This window comes from Bifidobacterium magnum (assembly GCF_000741255.1).
Taxonomy (GTDB): Bacteria; Actinomycetota; Actinomycetes; order Actinomycetales; family Bifidobacteriaceae; genus Bifidobacterium; species Bifidobacterium magnum.
Window position 1 is genome coordinate 93,226 of record NZ_JGZB01000011.1, and the last position, 16,466, is coordinate 109,691.

Consider the following 16,466-nt stretch of genomic DNA (forward strand, 5'->3'; position numbering starts at 1 on the left):
AACAGTTAGACTGGCACTCTAATGCTTTGCAATAAAGAGAGGAACCTCATGGGACAAGTACGCCGTTTACGAGGCATATGGTGCCTGTTGTCCGTATTGTTGGTCTCGGCGCTCACACTGGGGTGGATGCCGGCCACGGCGATGGCGGATGATGCGACACCTCCCAATCCGCAGCACATGTGGACGCAGGGGGCACAGGAAGAAGCGGGAGAGACGCAACCGAACGATTCGGGAATCCAACTGTATTCCGCAACAACTTGGCCATATTGGACCACGAATTCTGACGGATCGAAGGCGTTCTTCGACGGCGAGCGCACAGCGTTCGCGAACCCGGCCATGAAAGTCATCGATGTCTCCGAACATCAGGGCAGCATCAACTGGTCCCAGGTCAAGGCGAGCGGCGTGGACGCCGCGATTATTCGTGTGGGCTACGGCTATGGCAATGTGGACAAATATTTTGCGCAGAACTTGCGCGGGGCCACGCAGGCGGGACTGCATGTGGGCATCTATCTTTACAGCTACGCATATGACGCGAACTTTGCCCTAAACGAGGCGAATTTCGTGGCGGATATGGCCAACCAGTATGGTCTGGGCAATATGACGCTGCCAATTTTCTACGATCTGGAAAAATGGAGTTGGACGGGCTATACCTGCCCGAGCACGCCGGCGCAATATACGCCCATCGTCAACACGTTCATGAACCAAATGAGGAACCGCGGATATACCAACGTAAGTATTTATACGTACCGCGACTATGCGAACACGGCTCTGAACACGGCAGCCATGCGCTCTAGGATCTCGTGGATCGCCGAATATAATCCGACCACCATCTACACGTTCCCCGGATATTCGGGCGGCCAAGGTTGGCAGTACACATCTACGGAACGTGTCAACGGCATTAACGGCAACGTGGACATGAGCGGATTCGACGAGTATCTATTCAAGGACACGAACTCGCGTTCCACTCCGCACTATGCGGATGTCAAATGGCTCAAGCAGACGGGCATTACCACGGGCTACACGGACAATACGTACCGCGGAGGCGACGTGGTGCAGCGTCAGGATATGGCCGCGTTCCTGCGCAGGCTCGTGAGCACGGCGAACAAGTCGTTCAATTTGAAGGCCGCGTTGAACTTCAGTGATGTGAACAGCGCGACTCCGCACTATGCGGATATCGAGTGGCTGTCTCGTACGGGTATCAGCAACGGTTGGGCCATGCCGAACGGTACTAAGGAATTCCGTCCGAGCACGGGAGTGCTACGTCAGGATATGGCGGCGTTCTTGTATAGGACGGCGGGTTCCCCGGCATATACGCCATCCGCCGCGGACAAGGCGAAGTTCGTGGATGTCAACGACTCCACGCCGCACGCCAAGGAAATCTGGTGGTGCGCGTCCAAGGGCATTACGCAAGGCTGGAATGTCAACGGCCGCACGGAGTTCCGTCCGGGCAATGTGGTGATCCGTCAGGATATGGCGACGTTCCTGCACTCGACATATAACGTGATGAAATAGTCGATTGCGTTCGTAGTGGCGGGCTGTGAGATGGTGTCTCACGGCCCGTTTTTTATGTCCAGATACGGAGTGGCCGCCCATTCGTTATGCGGGACAATCTTGTGGCGGATGTGGGGATTTGCCAATAATTATTCTGACAGTGAACGTTACTGTCGTTCTTGGGCCCAGAGGGAGGGCCGAAAAGGGGGGGGGAAAGTGATAATTATGGCAAGAAAGTATGCCGCGTTGCGCAAAAGGGGTATGACCGTTTCTGTGGTGCGATACGGACTATTCCACCGATGGGAAATGCCATTTGCAGCCGCCCAAGGATCTGGGCACCATTCGCCTTGGAGAAACCTATAGCGGGTATTACAAGCCAAATGGATACTTAGGCGGGGAAGACTACAGAGTAGAGAAAAATCCCAATTATGGCCTGACCATTCAGACGTATCAAGCCAGATTGGAACCAGGCCATTATGGTTATTTGACGGTAAGCAATGATGGCGAATCGGGTCATGACGCGCCATTGATCCAAACTGAGTTCTCTGAAGCGGATGACCATTCAGATTCATTCTATTTAACGTGGATTGGTTATCTAGGTCTCGAAGCCATCTACAATTCTTAAACATCCACGTCCAGTTTGAAAAATTGGTTATTAACTGAAAACCGGCGCACTTGATGGTGAGGTTTATCTTAACGGAGACGAGACTTTTCTCAAGCATGTCCGTTTCGGGAGTGCTATGGGAGGTGCGGTTTTGGGATCTCGCGAATCCGATCAAGATTGCACTTATTTGTGGGTGAATGCTGAAGATAGTCCTAGCACCGTTTGGTATTTGATTGCATCGGCAGAACTTAGTGCTCCTAGGGGTAGATACCATGTGACATTTGTGAATAGTCCCACCAAGCTTCCGGAAGATGTGCGCTCTTTCACCCCGCATGTCACCGATATCGCTTGGCTGAAGGATCAGGCATTACCCAAGCTTCCCGGACGGTACCTACCGTGGCATGAGTTCGGTGGTGCGCCAGGACATGGCCGCGTTCCTGCACCGGCTTGATACGCATATTGCGAAGTGACGCGAAAGGAATGATCCAACCAAAGCCAATCGATCAGTGACCGAGTACGCAATGGGCTGCCGCATGCAGCCCATTGCGTATTTATGGGGGTGCGCCGCCAGGCCGGCGATACGATACGGAGAGATCGTATTCGTCGGCGGATCGGGAAGGTTCAATTCATGGCAACAGCGCAACTTCCGCAACACCATAGCAGCCGCTCGACCACCGCACTGATTGTGGTGCTGTTGGCCAGCAATGTGCTGGCTTCCATTGACCAGTCCATGATGAATGTCGCGCTTGACGCCACGGCCACCCATTTCCATGTGGAACTGGCCATGGCCAACTGGACGGTACTCGGATTCTCGATTATCGCAGGTACCGTGATCATGGCCGCAGCCGCGCTGCTGGCCCATTTCGGATTGCGCCGCATTATTATGGGCGGCCTTATTTTCTCGGCGTGCGGATCGTTATTGGGTCTGCTGTCCTGGAATTTCGGTTCGATGCTCGCCGCACGTTTCCTGCAGGCCATCACTTCCGGCCTGTTTTTCCCCGTTATTTCCGCGGCTTTGCTACTCGTGGCGCCCGCGGGCAAGAAAGCCACGCTTATTTCGCTCAATAGCGCCGTAATTGGTGCGGGACTCGCGTTTTCTCCCGTAATTTCCGGCGTATTGCTGACGTATTTGGGATTGCGATGGATGTTCGTGGTCCCGCTCTTGCTTTCCGTTGCGTTGATTATTGCCGGTCCGTTCACGCTGTTCGATGTTGAAGCGCGTGAGAACCGTCCTGTTGACATGATCAGCGTGATTTTGGGATTTATTGGTCTGTTCGCCTTCATGTACGGACTGAACGACATCACCAAGAACCTGTGGCATGGCGTTATTGGCATGGGATTGGGCGCTGTGATATTGGCGGGTTTCCTGTACCGCCAAAATCATATTGCCCATCCGTTGCTCGACCTCAAACCGTTCCGCTATCTTGAATTCAACTGGGGTGAAGCCGTGGCGATGCTTTGCTTCATGAGTTCGCTGTATATGAGCCTGCTGGCGCCGCTCTATTTGGAAGGAACGGCCGGATTTACGCCATTCGTGGCGGGCTGCTGGCTTGTGGTGCCTATTCTGCTTTATGCGGGTTCCACCTATATTGGCGGCCGTATTGAAGACGCCCATGGCATTTGGCCTTTGGTGCCCAGCGGTATCGCATGCGTGGTGATCGGTCTTACGGGTATGGCGTTCGCGTCTCCTGCGCGCAGCGTGGTGTTCTTCGTAATCTGCTGCGGCTTGACATACTTCGGTATCGGTTTTGTGTATGCGCCTATGAAGTCGCGCGACTTGGAACTCGTGCCCGAAACCATGAGCTCCAGTGCCTCGTCGATCCATTCCACGCTTGCGCAGGTCGTCACCTCGGTCGCTTCCGCACTGTTCGTGGGCCTTATGTCTTCGGATTCGGTGCGGCTCATGAGCCAAGGCGTATCCAAGGCCGACGCCTATGCCCAGGGATTCTCGCATACGCTGTTTATCGATCTGGGCATAGCCGTGGTCGCTTTGGTGCTGTCGCTGGGGCTTGTGCTTCACCTTGGGCGTCAGCATGAATTGAAGTGAAATAAACAGATAAAAAATGGTGGGCTGCGAATTTCGTAACCCACCATTATTCATCGTCTTCAGCTCGGCGCCCGATTACTTGTTGTAATTGAGTGACGTGAACTTCATGTCTCCCAAATAATTCTTGCCCACGGCCATGTCGTATTGGACGAGCTTGTAGTCCTCGAGCAACTGCTTGGCGTGGTCGGACAGTGAGGATTCGGGAATCACATTGCCGTGCGCATCCACAATCGTGGTGGAGCTGTTCGCCGTCCAACCGCTTCCCAATGAATTGCCGAATCGGGCCATGGCCGGAACTTCGGCGTGCAGCTGGGACAGCAACGTCAAGAACGGGGAGACCTTGGCGTTAAGCTGTTCGGCGGCCTGAGCCATGAAGAAGTTCGCGGACGAATAGCCGCTGTTCGATTCGGGCAACTTGTTGACATCACGGGACGCCTGGTTCGACCAGATGAAATAGTTCGTCTCATGCAGTCCCACATTGTTGTCTGGATTGGCCATGGCCGTGGGATAGATTCCCGGCAAATGGTCTCCATAGAACACCACGCTGATGGGGCGGTCCATTTGGTTGAGCTCGTTCAGGAACTGCTGCGTCGCTTCGTCGGTAATGTAGGCGCCCTTGGCATAGGTTTCTATGTCACGACGTTCCGCATCCGTGAGATTTTCGGAGGTGTCGCCAGCGTCCTTGAACTGGTTGCCCGCATACCAGTCGTTGTACGGCAAATGGTTCTGCATCGTAATGAGCTGGACGAACATGTTCCTGGACTGCTCGGCTGAAGAGTTCAGCCCGTCAATCACGTCCTGGTACGACTGCTCATCCTGTACCAAACCGGAATTCGGATTCGTGCGCTGATCAACTAGCGGGTCCTTTACGGAGTCCAGCGTGCGGAAGTTCGAGAACTTGAACTTCACATAGTTGAAAGCGCGCATATACAAATTCTTGAAATACGGATGGTAGGCGATGGAGCACTGTTCGGGCTCGGAGCCGCCACAAGCTTCATTCCACATCTGGTTGAACGTAAAGACGTTGGAGCGGTTAGGAATGAGCTGCTGGTATGGGGAGAGCAGTGAATCATTGAAATTCGCCATGCTCATGCCCGTCAGCTGTTGATATTCGATGTTGGCCGTACCGCCGCCGTAGCTCGGCGAAATCATAAGGCCCGTAGAGGCCTGTGGGGACTCGCTGAGCGAACGCACGAACGGGATCGGGTCGGAGGTGAAAGAGACACCGGGCACTCGAGTCGGATCCGAGAACGATTCAGACAACACGAAAATAACCGTGCTGTTGGTGAGACTCTGGGCCCGCTGCGCATTGACAATGTCAGCTTCTTTGGCATATTTATCCGCAATCGCCTGCATGGCCTTGCGTGAATAGTCCTTGGGCTCGTTCATGGCTTTCACTTTGGTGAGAGACAGGAACGTGGTCAGTGAGCCGGATTGCTGTGCGTCAATGGAGGTGTTCCATAGAGCCGGGGAATAGCCAAGATTGTTCGCGAAATTCCTGACGGCCGACTTTGGTTCGGAAAGGTTGACAGAATAAGTGATCAGCAGGCACACGGAAAGAACGGCTGCAAGAATGCGTCCCAACGTACCCGCAATATTTTTGGCATTGCGCAGCGGGTGCTTCCACGAGCAGTAAATAAATGCGCGGCGCTTATCAATAAATTGCAGAAGAATGCACAGAATAATAAAAGCGACAATGCGTTTAATAGACACGTATACCAACGCATGCATGTCCGGCGGGATAAAGGAAACGATACTTTCGCCGGCGCCTCCGGAAATAAAGGTGAGATCCGAAGGAATAATCGTTTCGTTGCGCAACGTAATTTTGATCTTGTTGGCGACAGCAAATACGGACACCAATGTGGTGAACGCCGCCGTGGCCACCCAGAAACGGTTGATAATCGTGACACATGCCGCATAAATAAGGGCGAGCGCAATGAAATTGAGAATGAACGCGGTGCCTGCCGCATTTCTCCAACATGCGTTCCAGATTTGCGTAATCAGGCCGATGTGAGCTAGAGGATCGTATTGGGTGTCTTTATTGACGCTCCAAATCTGGAAAAGGTCGGTCCACCAGCATAGGAACAAGAATGTCAACGCATAGAACGCATACGAGAATTTGATGCGTTTGTCCCAGATTTTATAGAACTTCGTCTGCTGGTATTTGTGATATGCGGTACGAATTTTTCCGGGTTGCTTCTTGTTTTTCTTGGTGTTCCTGGCTTTTTTTCCGTCACCGGTAGTTGCGTCGCCTGCATGGTCTTCAGCGGCCCGCTCAGATTCCTGAGCATCCTTGGAAGTGGCGGCTGAAGACACTGCAGAAGACTGCTCAGCGGAATTGGTTTGGGCGGCTACTGGTTCTGCTGCGGGTTCAGTAGCCGCATGATCAAAAGGGCGTTGTGCTCCTTCATCGGCCGGGCTGTACGGCTGGTTGTTGCTGGAGGATCCTTCCACCTTTTCGGTGGCCTTGTTCGGATCGTCGCTTTCCGTGAACGGCCAGATCGTGCCTTCACCGCGGCCCGAGATGGTGGTCTTTACACCGCCGACAAACGGCTTGTCGTTTTCCGGAACGGTAGCGGAGTCGTCGGAACGCAGCGCCGCCTTGTCCACGGCGACATCTTCCGGCTGTTCGCCGGCCAGCGTCTTCTCGTTTTCAATATTCTGCGTCTCTTCTTCGGATTCGCCTACGAAATCCTCGGCGAGCTCGCCGCGGTGAATATCGAGATTGTCTGGCGTGCGGTTCTCGGGGTTGAGCTGTGCTTCCAGATTTTCGGTATCGTGGATGCCGCTTTCCTCAGCGAGAAGCGTAGCGTCATCATTGGTGGCGATAGTCTTATCGATCGCTTCTTCATCGCGATTGTTAGCTGCCATGAGCACTCACTTCTTTCTATTGACTGGTGGACCGTGCCACAAGGAACAATTCTCTTGTTACGGTTGCACGGTTCGCTAGAACGTAACGTTACCGTATTGCTCATAATTGCGACGCTGTGTAAGCGTAATGAATTTGCGGTGAGCAAAGTCGTAGCTGTAAATAATTGTAATCCAGCCATCCATTGCGACCCGGCGGCCGCCGCAAAGCCGCTGTGAGGCGCCTTGAATGCGTGGTGTCGCTTAGGTTCCCGGTTCCGTGCAAGCGCGGAACTATACTGTGCCTTATGTCTACAAGAGCTTCTCAAACTTCGGCGAAACGCAAGCCGAAAGCGCAACAATCCAAGCGTTCCACGCCGTCCCCGTCCACGGACCCGTCATGGGAGATGGTCAACCGTGTGGTGTTCCCCGTCCAGGACCAGGACCTTATCATGCCGCTGTACGCGATTGAATGGACGCGTCCGCGCCTGACGGACGCGGTGCAGGATCCGCGCGTGGATATGCAGCGCATCGATTTCAACGCGCTGAACAAAAGCTCTTTCCACCACTTGATCAACGAGGGGCTCAACACCCACTCCAACACGTCTTCCGCGGACATTTTCACGGTGAACTCGCGCCGTTCGCTTACCGTTCGCGAAGGCAAGCACGTTTCGCTATGCACGTTCTTCAACGCGTTCCCCGCGAGCTATTGGAAGCGTTGGACGAAGGTGTCCGCCGTACGGTTCACGGCCACGGTTCAGGGCGTTGGCGAGCTGATCGTGGTGCGTTCCACGGGCCGCGGCCTGTTTTCCCCGGCCGCCACGATCGCCGTGAACAGCCCTGACGAACCCACGCAGGTGAGCGCCGAACTCGACATGCACGGCCTGATCGACGGCGGCTACTTCTGGTTCGACGCGAAGGCCGACCAGCATCATGACCTTATTATTAGCGACGCGGGCTGGTCGGTGCCACGCGCCGACAAGACTACGCAGAACCCCGACGAGCAAACCACGCTGTCCATCGCGATCACCACGTTCAACCGTCCGAGCTACTGTCATCGCCAGTTGAAGACGATTGCGGCGGAACAAAGCGTGCGCGAGCGTCTCGACACGATTTATGTGACGGACCAAGGCACCGATCTGGTCAAGAACCAGCCGGGCTTTGACGAGACCGCCGCGGAGCTGGGCAAGCAGCTGACCTATATTCGCCAGGCCAATTTTGGTGGTTCGGGCGGCTTCTCGCGCGGCATGTATGAAACGTTGAAGGCTGGCACCAGCACTTACACGCTGCTGCTCGACGACGACGCGATTTCCGAACCCGAGGCGATTGTGCGCGCCGTGCAGTTCGCGGACTACTGCTCGAATCCCACGATTGTGGGCGGCGGCATGCTGCATTTGGACAACCGCACGGTGCTGTATACGGAAGGCGAGCGTTTCGACCGCAAGAGTGTGTGGACGAAGCCGAGCGGCGGCCTGCCGTACAATCACGATTTCGCGGCGTTCCCGCTGCGTGATTCGCCCAAGCTGCACCAGCGTATCGATTCCGATTTCAACGGTTGGTGGATGTGTCTGATCCCGACCGTGATCATGAAGGAAATCGGTTTGTCGTTGCCCGTGTTCATCAAGTTTGACGATACGGAGTACGCGTTGCGCGCGCTGGAGCACGGCTACCATACCGTGTGCCTGCCGGGCGTGGCCGTCTGGCACCAGGCGTGGCACGACAAGGATCCGGCCCGCACGTGGGAAGAGTACTTCTTCCAGCGCAACCGCTGGATTTGCGGATTGCTGCACTGCCCGAAGCCGAGCCCGCGCTTCGCTTACGAAATGCTGTACGGCGATGTGAACGTGGGATTGAAGTTCGTATATTCCGCACTCAAGCTGCGCCACATGGGATTGCGCGACATTATGCGCGGCCCCGAATATATCGCCGCTTCGATGCCTGGCAAGATGGCCGAAGTACGTGCCGCGCGCGCCGGTTTCGCGGATACCGAGGACAAGCCGTCGCTCAGCGATTTCCCGGAGCCGAAGGCCGAATTCGTGGCCGACGCCACGCCGCAGGATCCGCGCACGATCAAGAAGGAAGGCTTGCGTGCCATTGTGCAGGCGCTCACGAGCCGCGGCAACGGTACGCGCGACGTGCGCCCGGATATTGCGATTCCCGCGAAGGACGCCATTTGGCGTTCGTTCAAGGGCGTGAATTCCGCGCTCGTCACGTCCCCGAACGGCAGTTCGGTGGCATGGTGCCGCCGCGATTCCGCGCTGTTCCGCAAGGAAATCAAGCTGGGCCTGCGCATGTCCAAAACGCTGATGAAGCGTTGGGAGCAGCTTTCCGCACAGTACCGCGCCTACAATTTGGGTGGTATTGACGTGTGGCAGAAGATTTTCGAATCCGACGCCGCCAAGCCGCAAGACTGATTGTTTCCTTAATTTCCCACGCCAGCCCAGCCCATATAACCGTTACGAAAGAGATGCATGCAGCTAGCTTCCTGGAATAGTGTGATTTGGCCTATCGTCGCCATTCTCGGCGCCTTGTATATTCCGGGCGCGATTGGCGTGCGCATGCTCACTGTCCGCGGACCGGAGCGGCATGGCGACTGCGCGTATCCCGTGTTGCGCACGCTGGCGTGGGCGCCGCTGTTGTCCGTAGTGGTAGCGGCGGCCTCCGGCACGGCGGTCTATCCGTTACATATCCGATGGAATTGGGCCACCTACCTCGTGTGCTATGCCATCGTGCTGGTCGTGATCGCGGCCATCCGCATGGCCGTGCTTGCCCATGAGCGCAGGAAGAATCCCCATATCCCGCGGCACAAACGGACGTATGCCTTGACATATTTGCGTGAGAAAGTGCGCAATAGGCGCGGCACACCAGCGGCGCCGGAACCGCATGGTGCGTTCGCACGTGTATTGCCATCCGTGTTCGGTGTGCTGACAGCCGCCGTGCTTATTGTGGCACGGCTTGTCCGCCATGTTCCGTCCCCCGACCAGATTACGCAAAATTACGATACGGTGTTCCACACGAATGTGGTGGCCAATATTGTGATCAACGGCCAAGCCTCTTCCTTGCACGCGCTGTCGCCCGTGCGAGAAACCTATCCGATTGCGTTCCAACAGTTCGCGGCGCTCGGCAATCTCGCCGCGCCATCGATTACGGTTCCGGCCGCCACCATGGCGTGCTGGATCGCATTCGCCGCCATCGTCTATCCGATTTCGATGCTGTATTTGGTGCGCGTCATCTGCGGACGCCACATGCTTACCGATTTCGCGGCGCCCGCGTTGGCGGCCGTGGCCGGTGGCATGCCGTATCTGCTGCTCGACTGGGGCACGCTCTATTCCATGGGAACGGGCCAAATGCTTATGCCCGTCCTATTCGCGGCCGCATGGCGCTGGTTCACCGTCACATGGAACAGGGGAGCGCGCGCCTGCTGGGCCGGCATCGGATGGATGCTGCTCGGCACAGCCGCCGTTTCGTTTGCGCATTTCCGCGTCATGATGACGTTCCTGCTGCTTGTCATTCCCGTATTCCTGTACTGGTGCGTGCAATTCGGCAAGTACATCCGCCACCGCTATGGCAAACGTGCGCTGCGCATTACGCTCTCATGCGTGGTGCTCGCGATTGTGCTCGTGTTCCTCGCAGGACTGGCCGTATTCGCGCGCATGTATCTCGTGAACAATACGCGCCCGATTTCCAGCCACCTCAACGGTGGACAGGCGCAAGTCACCGATACCTGGGGTTCGGCGATCATGCGGTTCCTTACAGGAACGCCGATCAATTCGCTCGGGCAGCACATGCCCGTCGACTGGATCCTCGCCGTGCTGCTCGCCATAGCCATAGTGAGCATTGTGGCGTTGCGTACTCCATGGCGCAGGTGGGGACTGCTGTTCCTCGGCTCCTATGTATTGCTCGGCATTATCTGCGTGGCCAGCGCCGCCACGATGGCCGACTGGGCCAAAATCATTACGGCGCTCTGGTACAAAGACCAGCGCCGGCCATTCTCCGCTTGGGCCATGGTCGCCATACCGCTCGTCTGCATAGGACTTATCGCGTTCACGGACTGGTGGGACACGCGTATGCGTACGCGCAAATCCGTAGTTCGCGCCATACCGCGCACACTGTTCTGTGTGTTGACCGTGCTCTGCGTACTCGTTAGCCCGCAAGCCAACGCCATGGCCGCATCCGTGGGCACCACAATGCAATTCGCGCAAGACGGTCAAGACGCGCCCATGCTCACGCAAGACGAATACCTGCTGCTCAAACGACTCGCCAAAGACGTGCCTGCACAAGACACAATCGTGGCGGATCCGTGGAATGGCAGCGGATTTGCGCTCGCCGTAGGGGATAGGTCGCTGTTCTATCCGCATTTGGCGATGGTATGGGACGAAGACCACGCCTATCTGGCCTCCCATCTCGACCAGATTGAAACGGATCCGCGCGTATGCCAGATCCTCGACCAATACCATTTGCGCTGGTATCTCGACATGGGCGGCTCGTTTATGCCAAGCCCGCAGCACGCGGTGTTCGAAGGCATGGATAACGTGCCGCATAGCGCTTTGAAGCTCGTGGATTCGCAAGGCCGCGCCGCCTTGTATGAAATCACGGCCTGTCCCGTGCACTGAACCCGTACGCCAAACAGGCCAAACGGTTACCGTCCACGCTTATGGCGCACCGCCGGCAGGTATGATGGACATCATGCAATGCCAAGTTACCGCAGTAGTCGTGTCGTATAACCGTGAGCAGCTGCTCCAAGAGTGCCTTGACGGCCTGTATGCGCAAACGCGCCGCCCCGATCATGTGATCGTGGTGGACAACGCCAGTACCGACCATGCGGTGCAAGTGGCGAAAAATCATCCCATTCATGCTCAAGTCGTATGTTTGCGCCGCAATGTTGGCGGTGCCGGCGGTTTCTGTGCGGGTATCGCCGAAGCCGTGGCGCCCATCATGGCCGATTACACGCCTTCCGGACTCAATATGACCGACGAGGCGCACTATGTCTGGCTTATGGACGACGACACCATCCCGCTGCCAAGCGCGCTTAAGGAACTGCTCGTCGCTGTCAACGACTCCATTCGCGCCAACGGCATGCTGCCCACGGTGCTGGGATCAAAGGCGCTCTGGACGAACGGCCAGGAGCATCGCATGAACAAGCCGCGTCCGCGCACGTTCGTGCAAAAAGGTGAGCCGACGCTGTTCGGCGATGACGGCACGTTCCAGGCGCGGTCCATGTCGTTCGTCTCATGCCTCATCAATGCGGGCGCCATCATTGGGCTCGCACGCCTGCCGCGCGCCGCGTATTTCCTGTGGAACGACGATTTCGAATTCACCACGGCCCTGCTGAAAACGGGACTCGGCTATTACGTGCCGAACAGCGTGGTCATGCATAAAACGAAAGTGTTCGGCTCGTCCGACGCCGATCCGGGCGCACGTTTCTACAATGAGGTGCGCAATAAAATTTGGATGTTGCGTTTCTCGCGCGACATTTTCCAGCCGGCCGAACTTGGGGAATTCATATTGAAGACCCTGCGCCGCTGGTCGTTGACCATGATGCGCGCGCACGATCGCAGTCAAATCAAAGATTGTTTCCGTCGCGGCTGGCACGACGGATGGCATACCGATCCGCCCACGAACCGTCAGATTTTCTCCGACAATCCGACGGTTTACGCGGCCGTACGCCGTATCGAAGGCTGATTAATAATTACTAATTTTTAATCGTCCTCAATATTTTGGTTCCGCCGCGCCACAACGCTGCGGTACACTTTCGCGCGCAGTTTCGTGGGGACCAAGCGGTACACGGAACGCATCGTGACGTTGCGGAAATACTGCATGGGCGTGATGAAACCGTCCTTGCGGAACTGGCGCTGCAACTGCACTTCGTCGCGCGACATTTGCGACCCGCCGCGGCGCTCATACGCCTGCTCGTCCGCACGATACAGGACCAGCGGCTGCGGCAGGTTCATGAAACGCGCGTTATGCATCATGAGCCGTTCCCACAACAAATAATCCTCGAAGCGGCCCGCATCTTCCGGATATCCGCCGACTTCCAGCACGGCGGACTTGCGGTAGATGACGGCCGGATGGTGCACGGGGGACTGTAGGCGCGCATAAGTGTCGAGTTCCTCGCCACCTGCCGGGAGCAATCGGATCTGGCCCGGTTCCTCCTCTTCGTCGGCAAATTCCTGAATCGCACATCCCAATACGGTGACGGGACGCGGATCGCCTTCCGGAACGCCCACAAAATATGGCATCATCGTGGCGAAACGTTCGGGAAGCGAAATGTCGTCTGCATCGGCGCGCGCCACAATATCGTAATTGCAGTATCCCAAACCCTTGTTCAACGCGTGCGCGAGGCCGGCGTTCTCTTCAAGCGGCACAATCGTGACCTCGGGAACGGGCGTATCGGGCTCGGCAATCGAGAACCATACGTCGATCGTGGAGGCCAGCGTATCCAAAAATTCTTGAATCTTGGGGCCCACCGGACCATCCCGCACAATGACAATCTGGCTGGGAGGAAGCGTCTGTTCAATCGTGCCGGATTGGACGGCACGCTCGAACTCGTGAAATGTGTTCCCCTCGTACACACTCATCAATAAAGAAAAAGGCGGCAAATCAATCTGTTCCTGCGAATTCGTCACGGTTGTATCGTAGCCCGAGCCGTACGACGAATCGGCCTGTTCTCTGCCGGCAATCTGGTATGGAACGTATTATGGAACGCGATTGTACATATTCGGCCGCGAATCGGGCACAAAGGCCATGAATCTTGCGGTGAACGAAAGGAACAGGGAATGACTGAGGGGAACGTATCGTACCCGGATCTCGTCATTGTTGGCGCCGGTCTTTTTGGCCTGACCGTGGCTCAGCAAGCTGTGGAACGCTTGGGTGTAAGCGTTGAAATCATTGATATTCGCGACCATATCGGCGGCAACGCCTACTCCTACTTCGACGAGGAGACGGGCGCCGAAATCCACAAGTACGGCGCTCATTTGTTCCACACGTCCAACAAGCGCGTGTGGGATTACGTGAACCGTTTCACGAACTTCACGGATTACGTGCACCGCGTGTACGCCACGCACGACGGCGAAGTCTACCCGCTGCCGACCAACCTCGGCACGATCAACCAGTTCTTCCGCGCGCACTACACGCCGGACGAGGCTAAGAAGCTCATCGAGGAGCAGGCCGGCGAATTCGCGGGCAAGGATCCGCAGAACCTTAACGACAAGGGCATCTCGCTGATCGGCCGTCCGCTGTATGAAGCGTTCATCAAGAACTACACGGCCAAGCAGTGGCAGACCGACCCGAGCGAACTGCCGGCGTCGATCATCAACCGCCTGCCTGTGCGCTTCAACTACGACAACCGCTACTTCAAGGACACTTGGGAAGGCCTGCCGGCCGACGGCTACACGGCCTGGTTCGAGCGCATGATCGACGATCCGCGCATCCACGTGTCGCTGAACACGGACTTCTTCGACGAGTCCCAGCCGTTCAACAAGAAGGCGCTGATCGCCGCCGGTGTGCCGATTGTGTACACGGGTCCGGTGGATCGCTACTTCGATTACGAGCTTGGCGACCTTAAGTGGCGCACGGTGGACTTCAAGGAAGTCCGCTACGACGAGGGCGACCACTTCGGCATCCCGGTCATGAACTTCTCCGACGCCGACGTGCCGTACACGCGCGCCATCGAGTTCAAGAACTTCAACCCGGAGCGCAAGGACCAGCAGAACCCGAACAAGACCGTGGTGTGGGAAGAGTACTCCCGTTTCGCAACGCGCGACGACGAGCCGTACTACCCGATCAACACGGAAGAGGACAAGGCCCTGTACGCGAAGTACGCCGAAAAGGCCGCGCAGGAACCGAAGGTCGTGTTCGGTGGACGTCTCGGCACGTACAAGTACTACGACATGCACAACGTGATCGACACCGCTCTGACCGCATACGACGAGCAGATCGAGCCGCTGCTGAAGGCCGAACAGCGTGACGCCGACGTCCTTTCGGGCGACAAGCACTGATTGCGTTGAGGAGCTGAATTTTCAGCGCCTCTTTTTCTGATGCTTCTTCTGCATTTTGAGACATGAACCTCGGCGTGTCTGTCTCAAAATGCAGAAGGAGATCCCAAAAGTGGGGATGCAAAGAATCCGTGCACAATAATTAAATAATCAGTGGCCCTGCGCCGCGTAACTGGTTTCGGTGGCGTCTTTGTCCGGCTCCCACCAATCCCTGTGGTCCGCGTACCAGCGCACCACGTTCTTCAATTCCGCAGCAAAATCGGTATGCTGCGGCCGCCATCCAAGCTCGCGTTCAATTTTGGAGGCGTCAAGCGCATATTTGCGGTCCACTCCCGGACGGTTGCGTACATGGTCAAAATCGTTTTCGGGCAATCCCATGCTCGTAAGAATGTCGTGCAGCACCTCAATGTTGGACCGACATCCGTCGGCACCTACCAAATATGTTTCACCGAGTGTTCCACGCGTGAGGATTTGCATGACGGCCGCGCAATGGTCCTCTACATGGATCCAATCGCGCACTTCCTCGCCGTCGCCATACAATTTCGCGCGCCGACCGCTCAAAATATTGGTGATCTGTCGCGGAATGAACTTCTCTACATGCTGCCACGGCCCGTAATTGTTGCCGCAATTGGAAATCGTTGTGCGCACTCCATACGTGCGGTGCCAGGCGCGCACCAAATGGTCGCTCGCCGCTTTGGACGCGGAGTAGGGGCTTGACGGATGGTACGGACTCGATTCCGTGAATTTTTCCGGACTGTCGACAGGAAGATCGCCATAGACCTCGTCCGTCGACATGTGATGGAACCGCAGATCATATTTGCGTGCGGCTTCCAGCAATACATACGTGCCGTCCACATTCGTGCGCAAAAATGGGGCGGCGTTCATAATCGAATTGTCATTGTGTGACTCGGCCGCGCAATGAATGATTGCGTCGATCGGCGGCAACGAATGGCCATCCTGCGCAACGGAACTGCTGTTATGCACCGATTCGGGTGAGCAGATCGCGTCGACGCGCGGAGCGTCGCAAATGTCGCCGTGAATAAAACGGAACCGGTCCGCCGGCATCGCGTCGAGATTGCTGCGGTTTCCCGCGTATGTGAGTGCGTCGAGCACGGTGATGGCCGTGGTGGGGAAGTGTTCGGCCACATAGTAGGCCAGATTTGTTCCGATGAATCCGGCACCTCCCGTAATGAGGACGTGTTGAGGGATCCATTCATCTGGATGATCATGGTGCTGATTGCTTTGCTCATTGCCGCTCATATGTCTGATGGTAAATGAGCCCGTACATTTCGGTTGCTTTGGCTTCTTCTTCTGCATTTTGAGACCGACACGCCGGGGTTGGTGTCTCAAAATGCAGAAGCTGGTCGTTTTTCTCCAAGTTTGCTGGGTTTTTGGTGCGGGTTTGCTGTGTGCGACACGCCGGTGGAGTGTTGGTTTTGCAAGGGGTTTGTTCGGGGCGGGTTGCGTTGCGTGGTCGTTCGGG

Annotated in this window: 11 protein-coding genes; 7 read left to right on the plus strand and 4 right to left on the minus strand. The window is 56.4% G+C overall.

Translation table 11 applies throughout. The features are described 5' to 3' along the window. Nucleotides 1–48: 48 nt before the first annotated feature. From BMAGN_RS07380 to BMAGN_RS07385, 3 genes are all read left to right on the plus strand, one after another. Entirely contained in the window at nt 49–1,512 is a 1,464-nt protein-coding gene (locus BMAGN_RS07380) for a GH25 family lysozyme (RefSeq protein WP_160257214.1), read from the plus strand. A gap of 292 nt (nt 1,513–1,804) precedes the next feature. Then, nucleotides 1,805–2,116, plus strand: coding sequence for a hypothetical protein (locus BMAGN_RS08380; protein ID WP_152593293.1), 312 nt, complete (start codon nt 1,805–1,807; stop codon nt 2,114–2,116). Between the two features lie 607 nt (nt 2,117–2,723). Further along, nucleotides 2,724–4,142 carry an MFS transporter gene (locus tag BMAGN_RS07385; RefSeq protein ID WP_022860187.1) on the plus strand — a complete coding sequence of 473 codons (1,419 nt, stop codon included), beginning with the start codon at nt 2,724–2,726 and terminating at the stop codon, nt 4,140–4,142. Nucleotides 4,143–4,217: 75 nt separating this feature from the next. On the opposite strand, the gene BMAGN_RS07390 is transcribed toward BMAGN_RS07385, so the two are convergent. Further along, the gene (locus BMAGN_RS07390) at nt 4,218–7,013 is read right to left on the minus strand and encodes an LTA synthase family protein (protein ID WP_022860188.1); all 2,796 of its coding nucleotides are present in this window, start codon (nt 7,011–7,013) and stop codon (nt 4,218–4,220) included. Between the two features lie 284 nt (nt 7,014–7,297). On the opposite strand from BMAGN_RS07390, the gene BMAGN_RS07395 reads away from it, so the two are divergent. From BMAGN_RS07395 to BMAGN_RS07405, 3 genes are all read left to right on the plus strand, one after another. Next, nucleotides 7,298–9,403 carry a glycosyltransferase gene (locus tag BMAGN_RS07395; RefSeq protein ID WP_022860189.1) on the plus strand — a complete coding sequence of 702 codons (2,106 nt, stop codon included), beginning with the start codon at nt 7,298–7,300 and terminating at the stop codon, nt 9,401–9,403. Between the two features lie 81 nt (nt 9,404–9,484). After that, nucleotides 9,485–11,602 carry a DUF6541 family protein gene (locus BMAGN_RS07400; protein ID WP_022860190.1) on the plus strand — a complete coding sequence of 706 codons (2,118 nt, stop codon included), beginning with the start codon at nt 9,485–9,487 and terminating at the stop codon, nt 11,600–11,602. 64 nt (nt 11,603–11,666) lie between these two features. Continuing rightward, entirely contained in the window at nt 11,667–12,671 is a 1,005-nt protein-coding gene (locus BMAGN_RS07405) for a glycosyltransferase (RefSeq protein WP_026502104.1), read from the plus strand. A gap of 17 nt (nt 12,672–12,688) precedes the next feature. Here BMAGN_RS07405 and BMAGN_RS07410 read toward each other — a convergent pair whose 3' ends face one another. Continuing rightward, nucleotides 12,689–13,567: a glycosyltransferase gene (locus BMAGN_RS07410; protein WP_022860192.1), complete on the minus strand. Its 879-nt coding sequence runs from the start codon at nt 13,565–13,567 to the stop codon at nt 12,689–12,691. Between the two features lie 198 nt (nt 13,568–13,765). Here BMAGN_RS07410 and glf point away from each other — a divergent pair, with 198 nt between their 5' ends. Further along, complete coding sequence (gene glf, locus BMAGN_RS07415) at nt 13,766–14,986, plus strand: UDP-galactopyranose mutase (protein WP_022860193.1); 1,221 nt, start codon at nt 13,766–13,768, stop codon at nt 14,984–14,986. Between the two features lie 147 nt (nt 14,987–15,133). Here the strand turns inward: glf and rfbB are convergent, their stop codons facing one another. Both rfbB and BMAGN_RS08580 read right to left on the minus strand, forming a co-directional pair. After that, on the minus strand, nt 15,134–16,243 hold the full coding sequence (gene rfbB / locus BMAGN_RS07420; protein ID WP_022860194.1) for a dTDP-glucose 4,6-dehydratase: 1,110 nt from the start codon (nt 16,241–16,243) through the stop codon (nt 15,134–15,136). After that, nucleotides 16,230–16,466, minus strand: a 237-nt coding sequence (locus tag BMAGN_RS08580; protein WP_238548780.1) for a hypothetical protein, incomplete at its 5' end; no start/stop codon positions are given. The genes BMAGN_RS08580 and rfbB, both read right to left, overlap by 14 nt.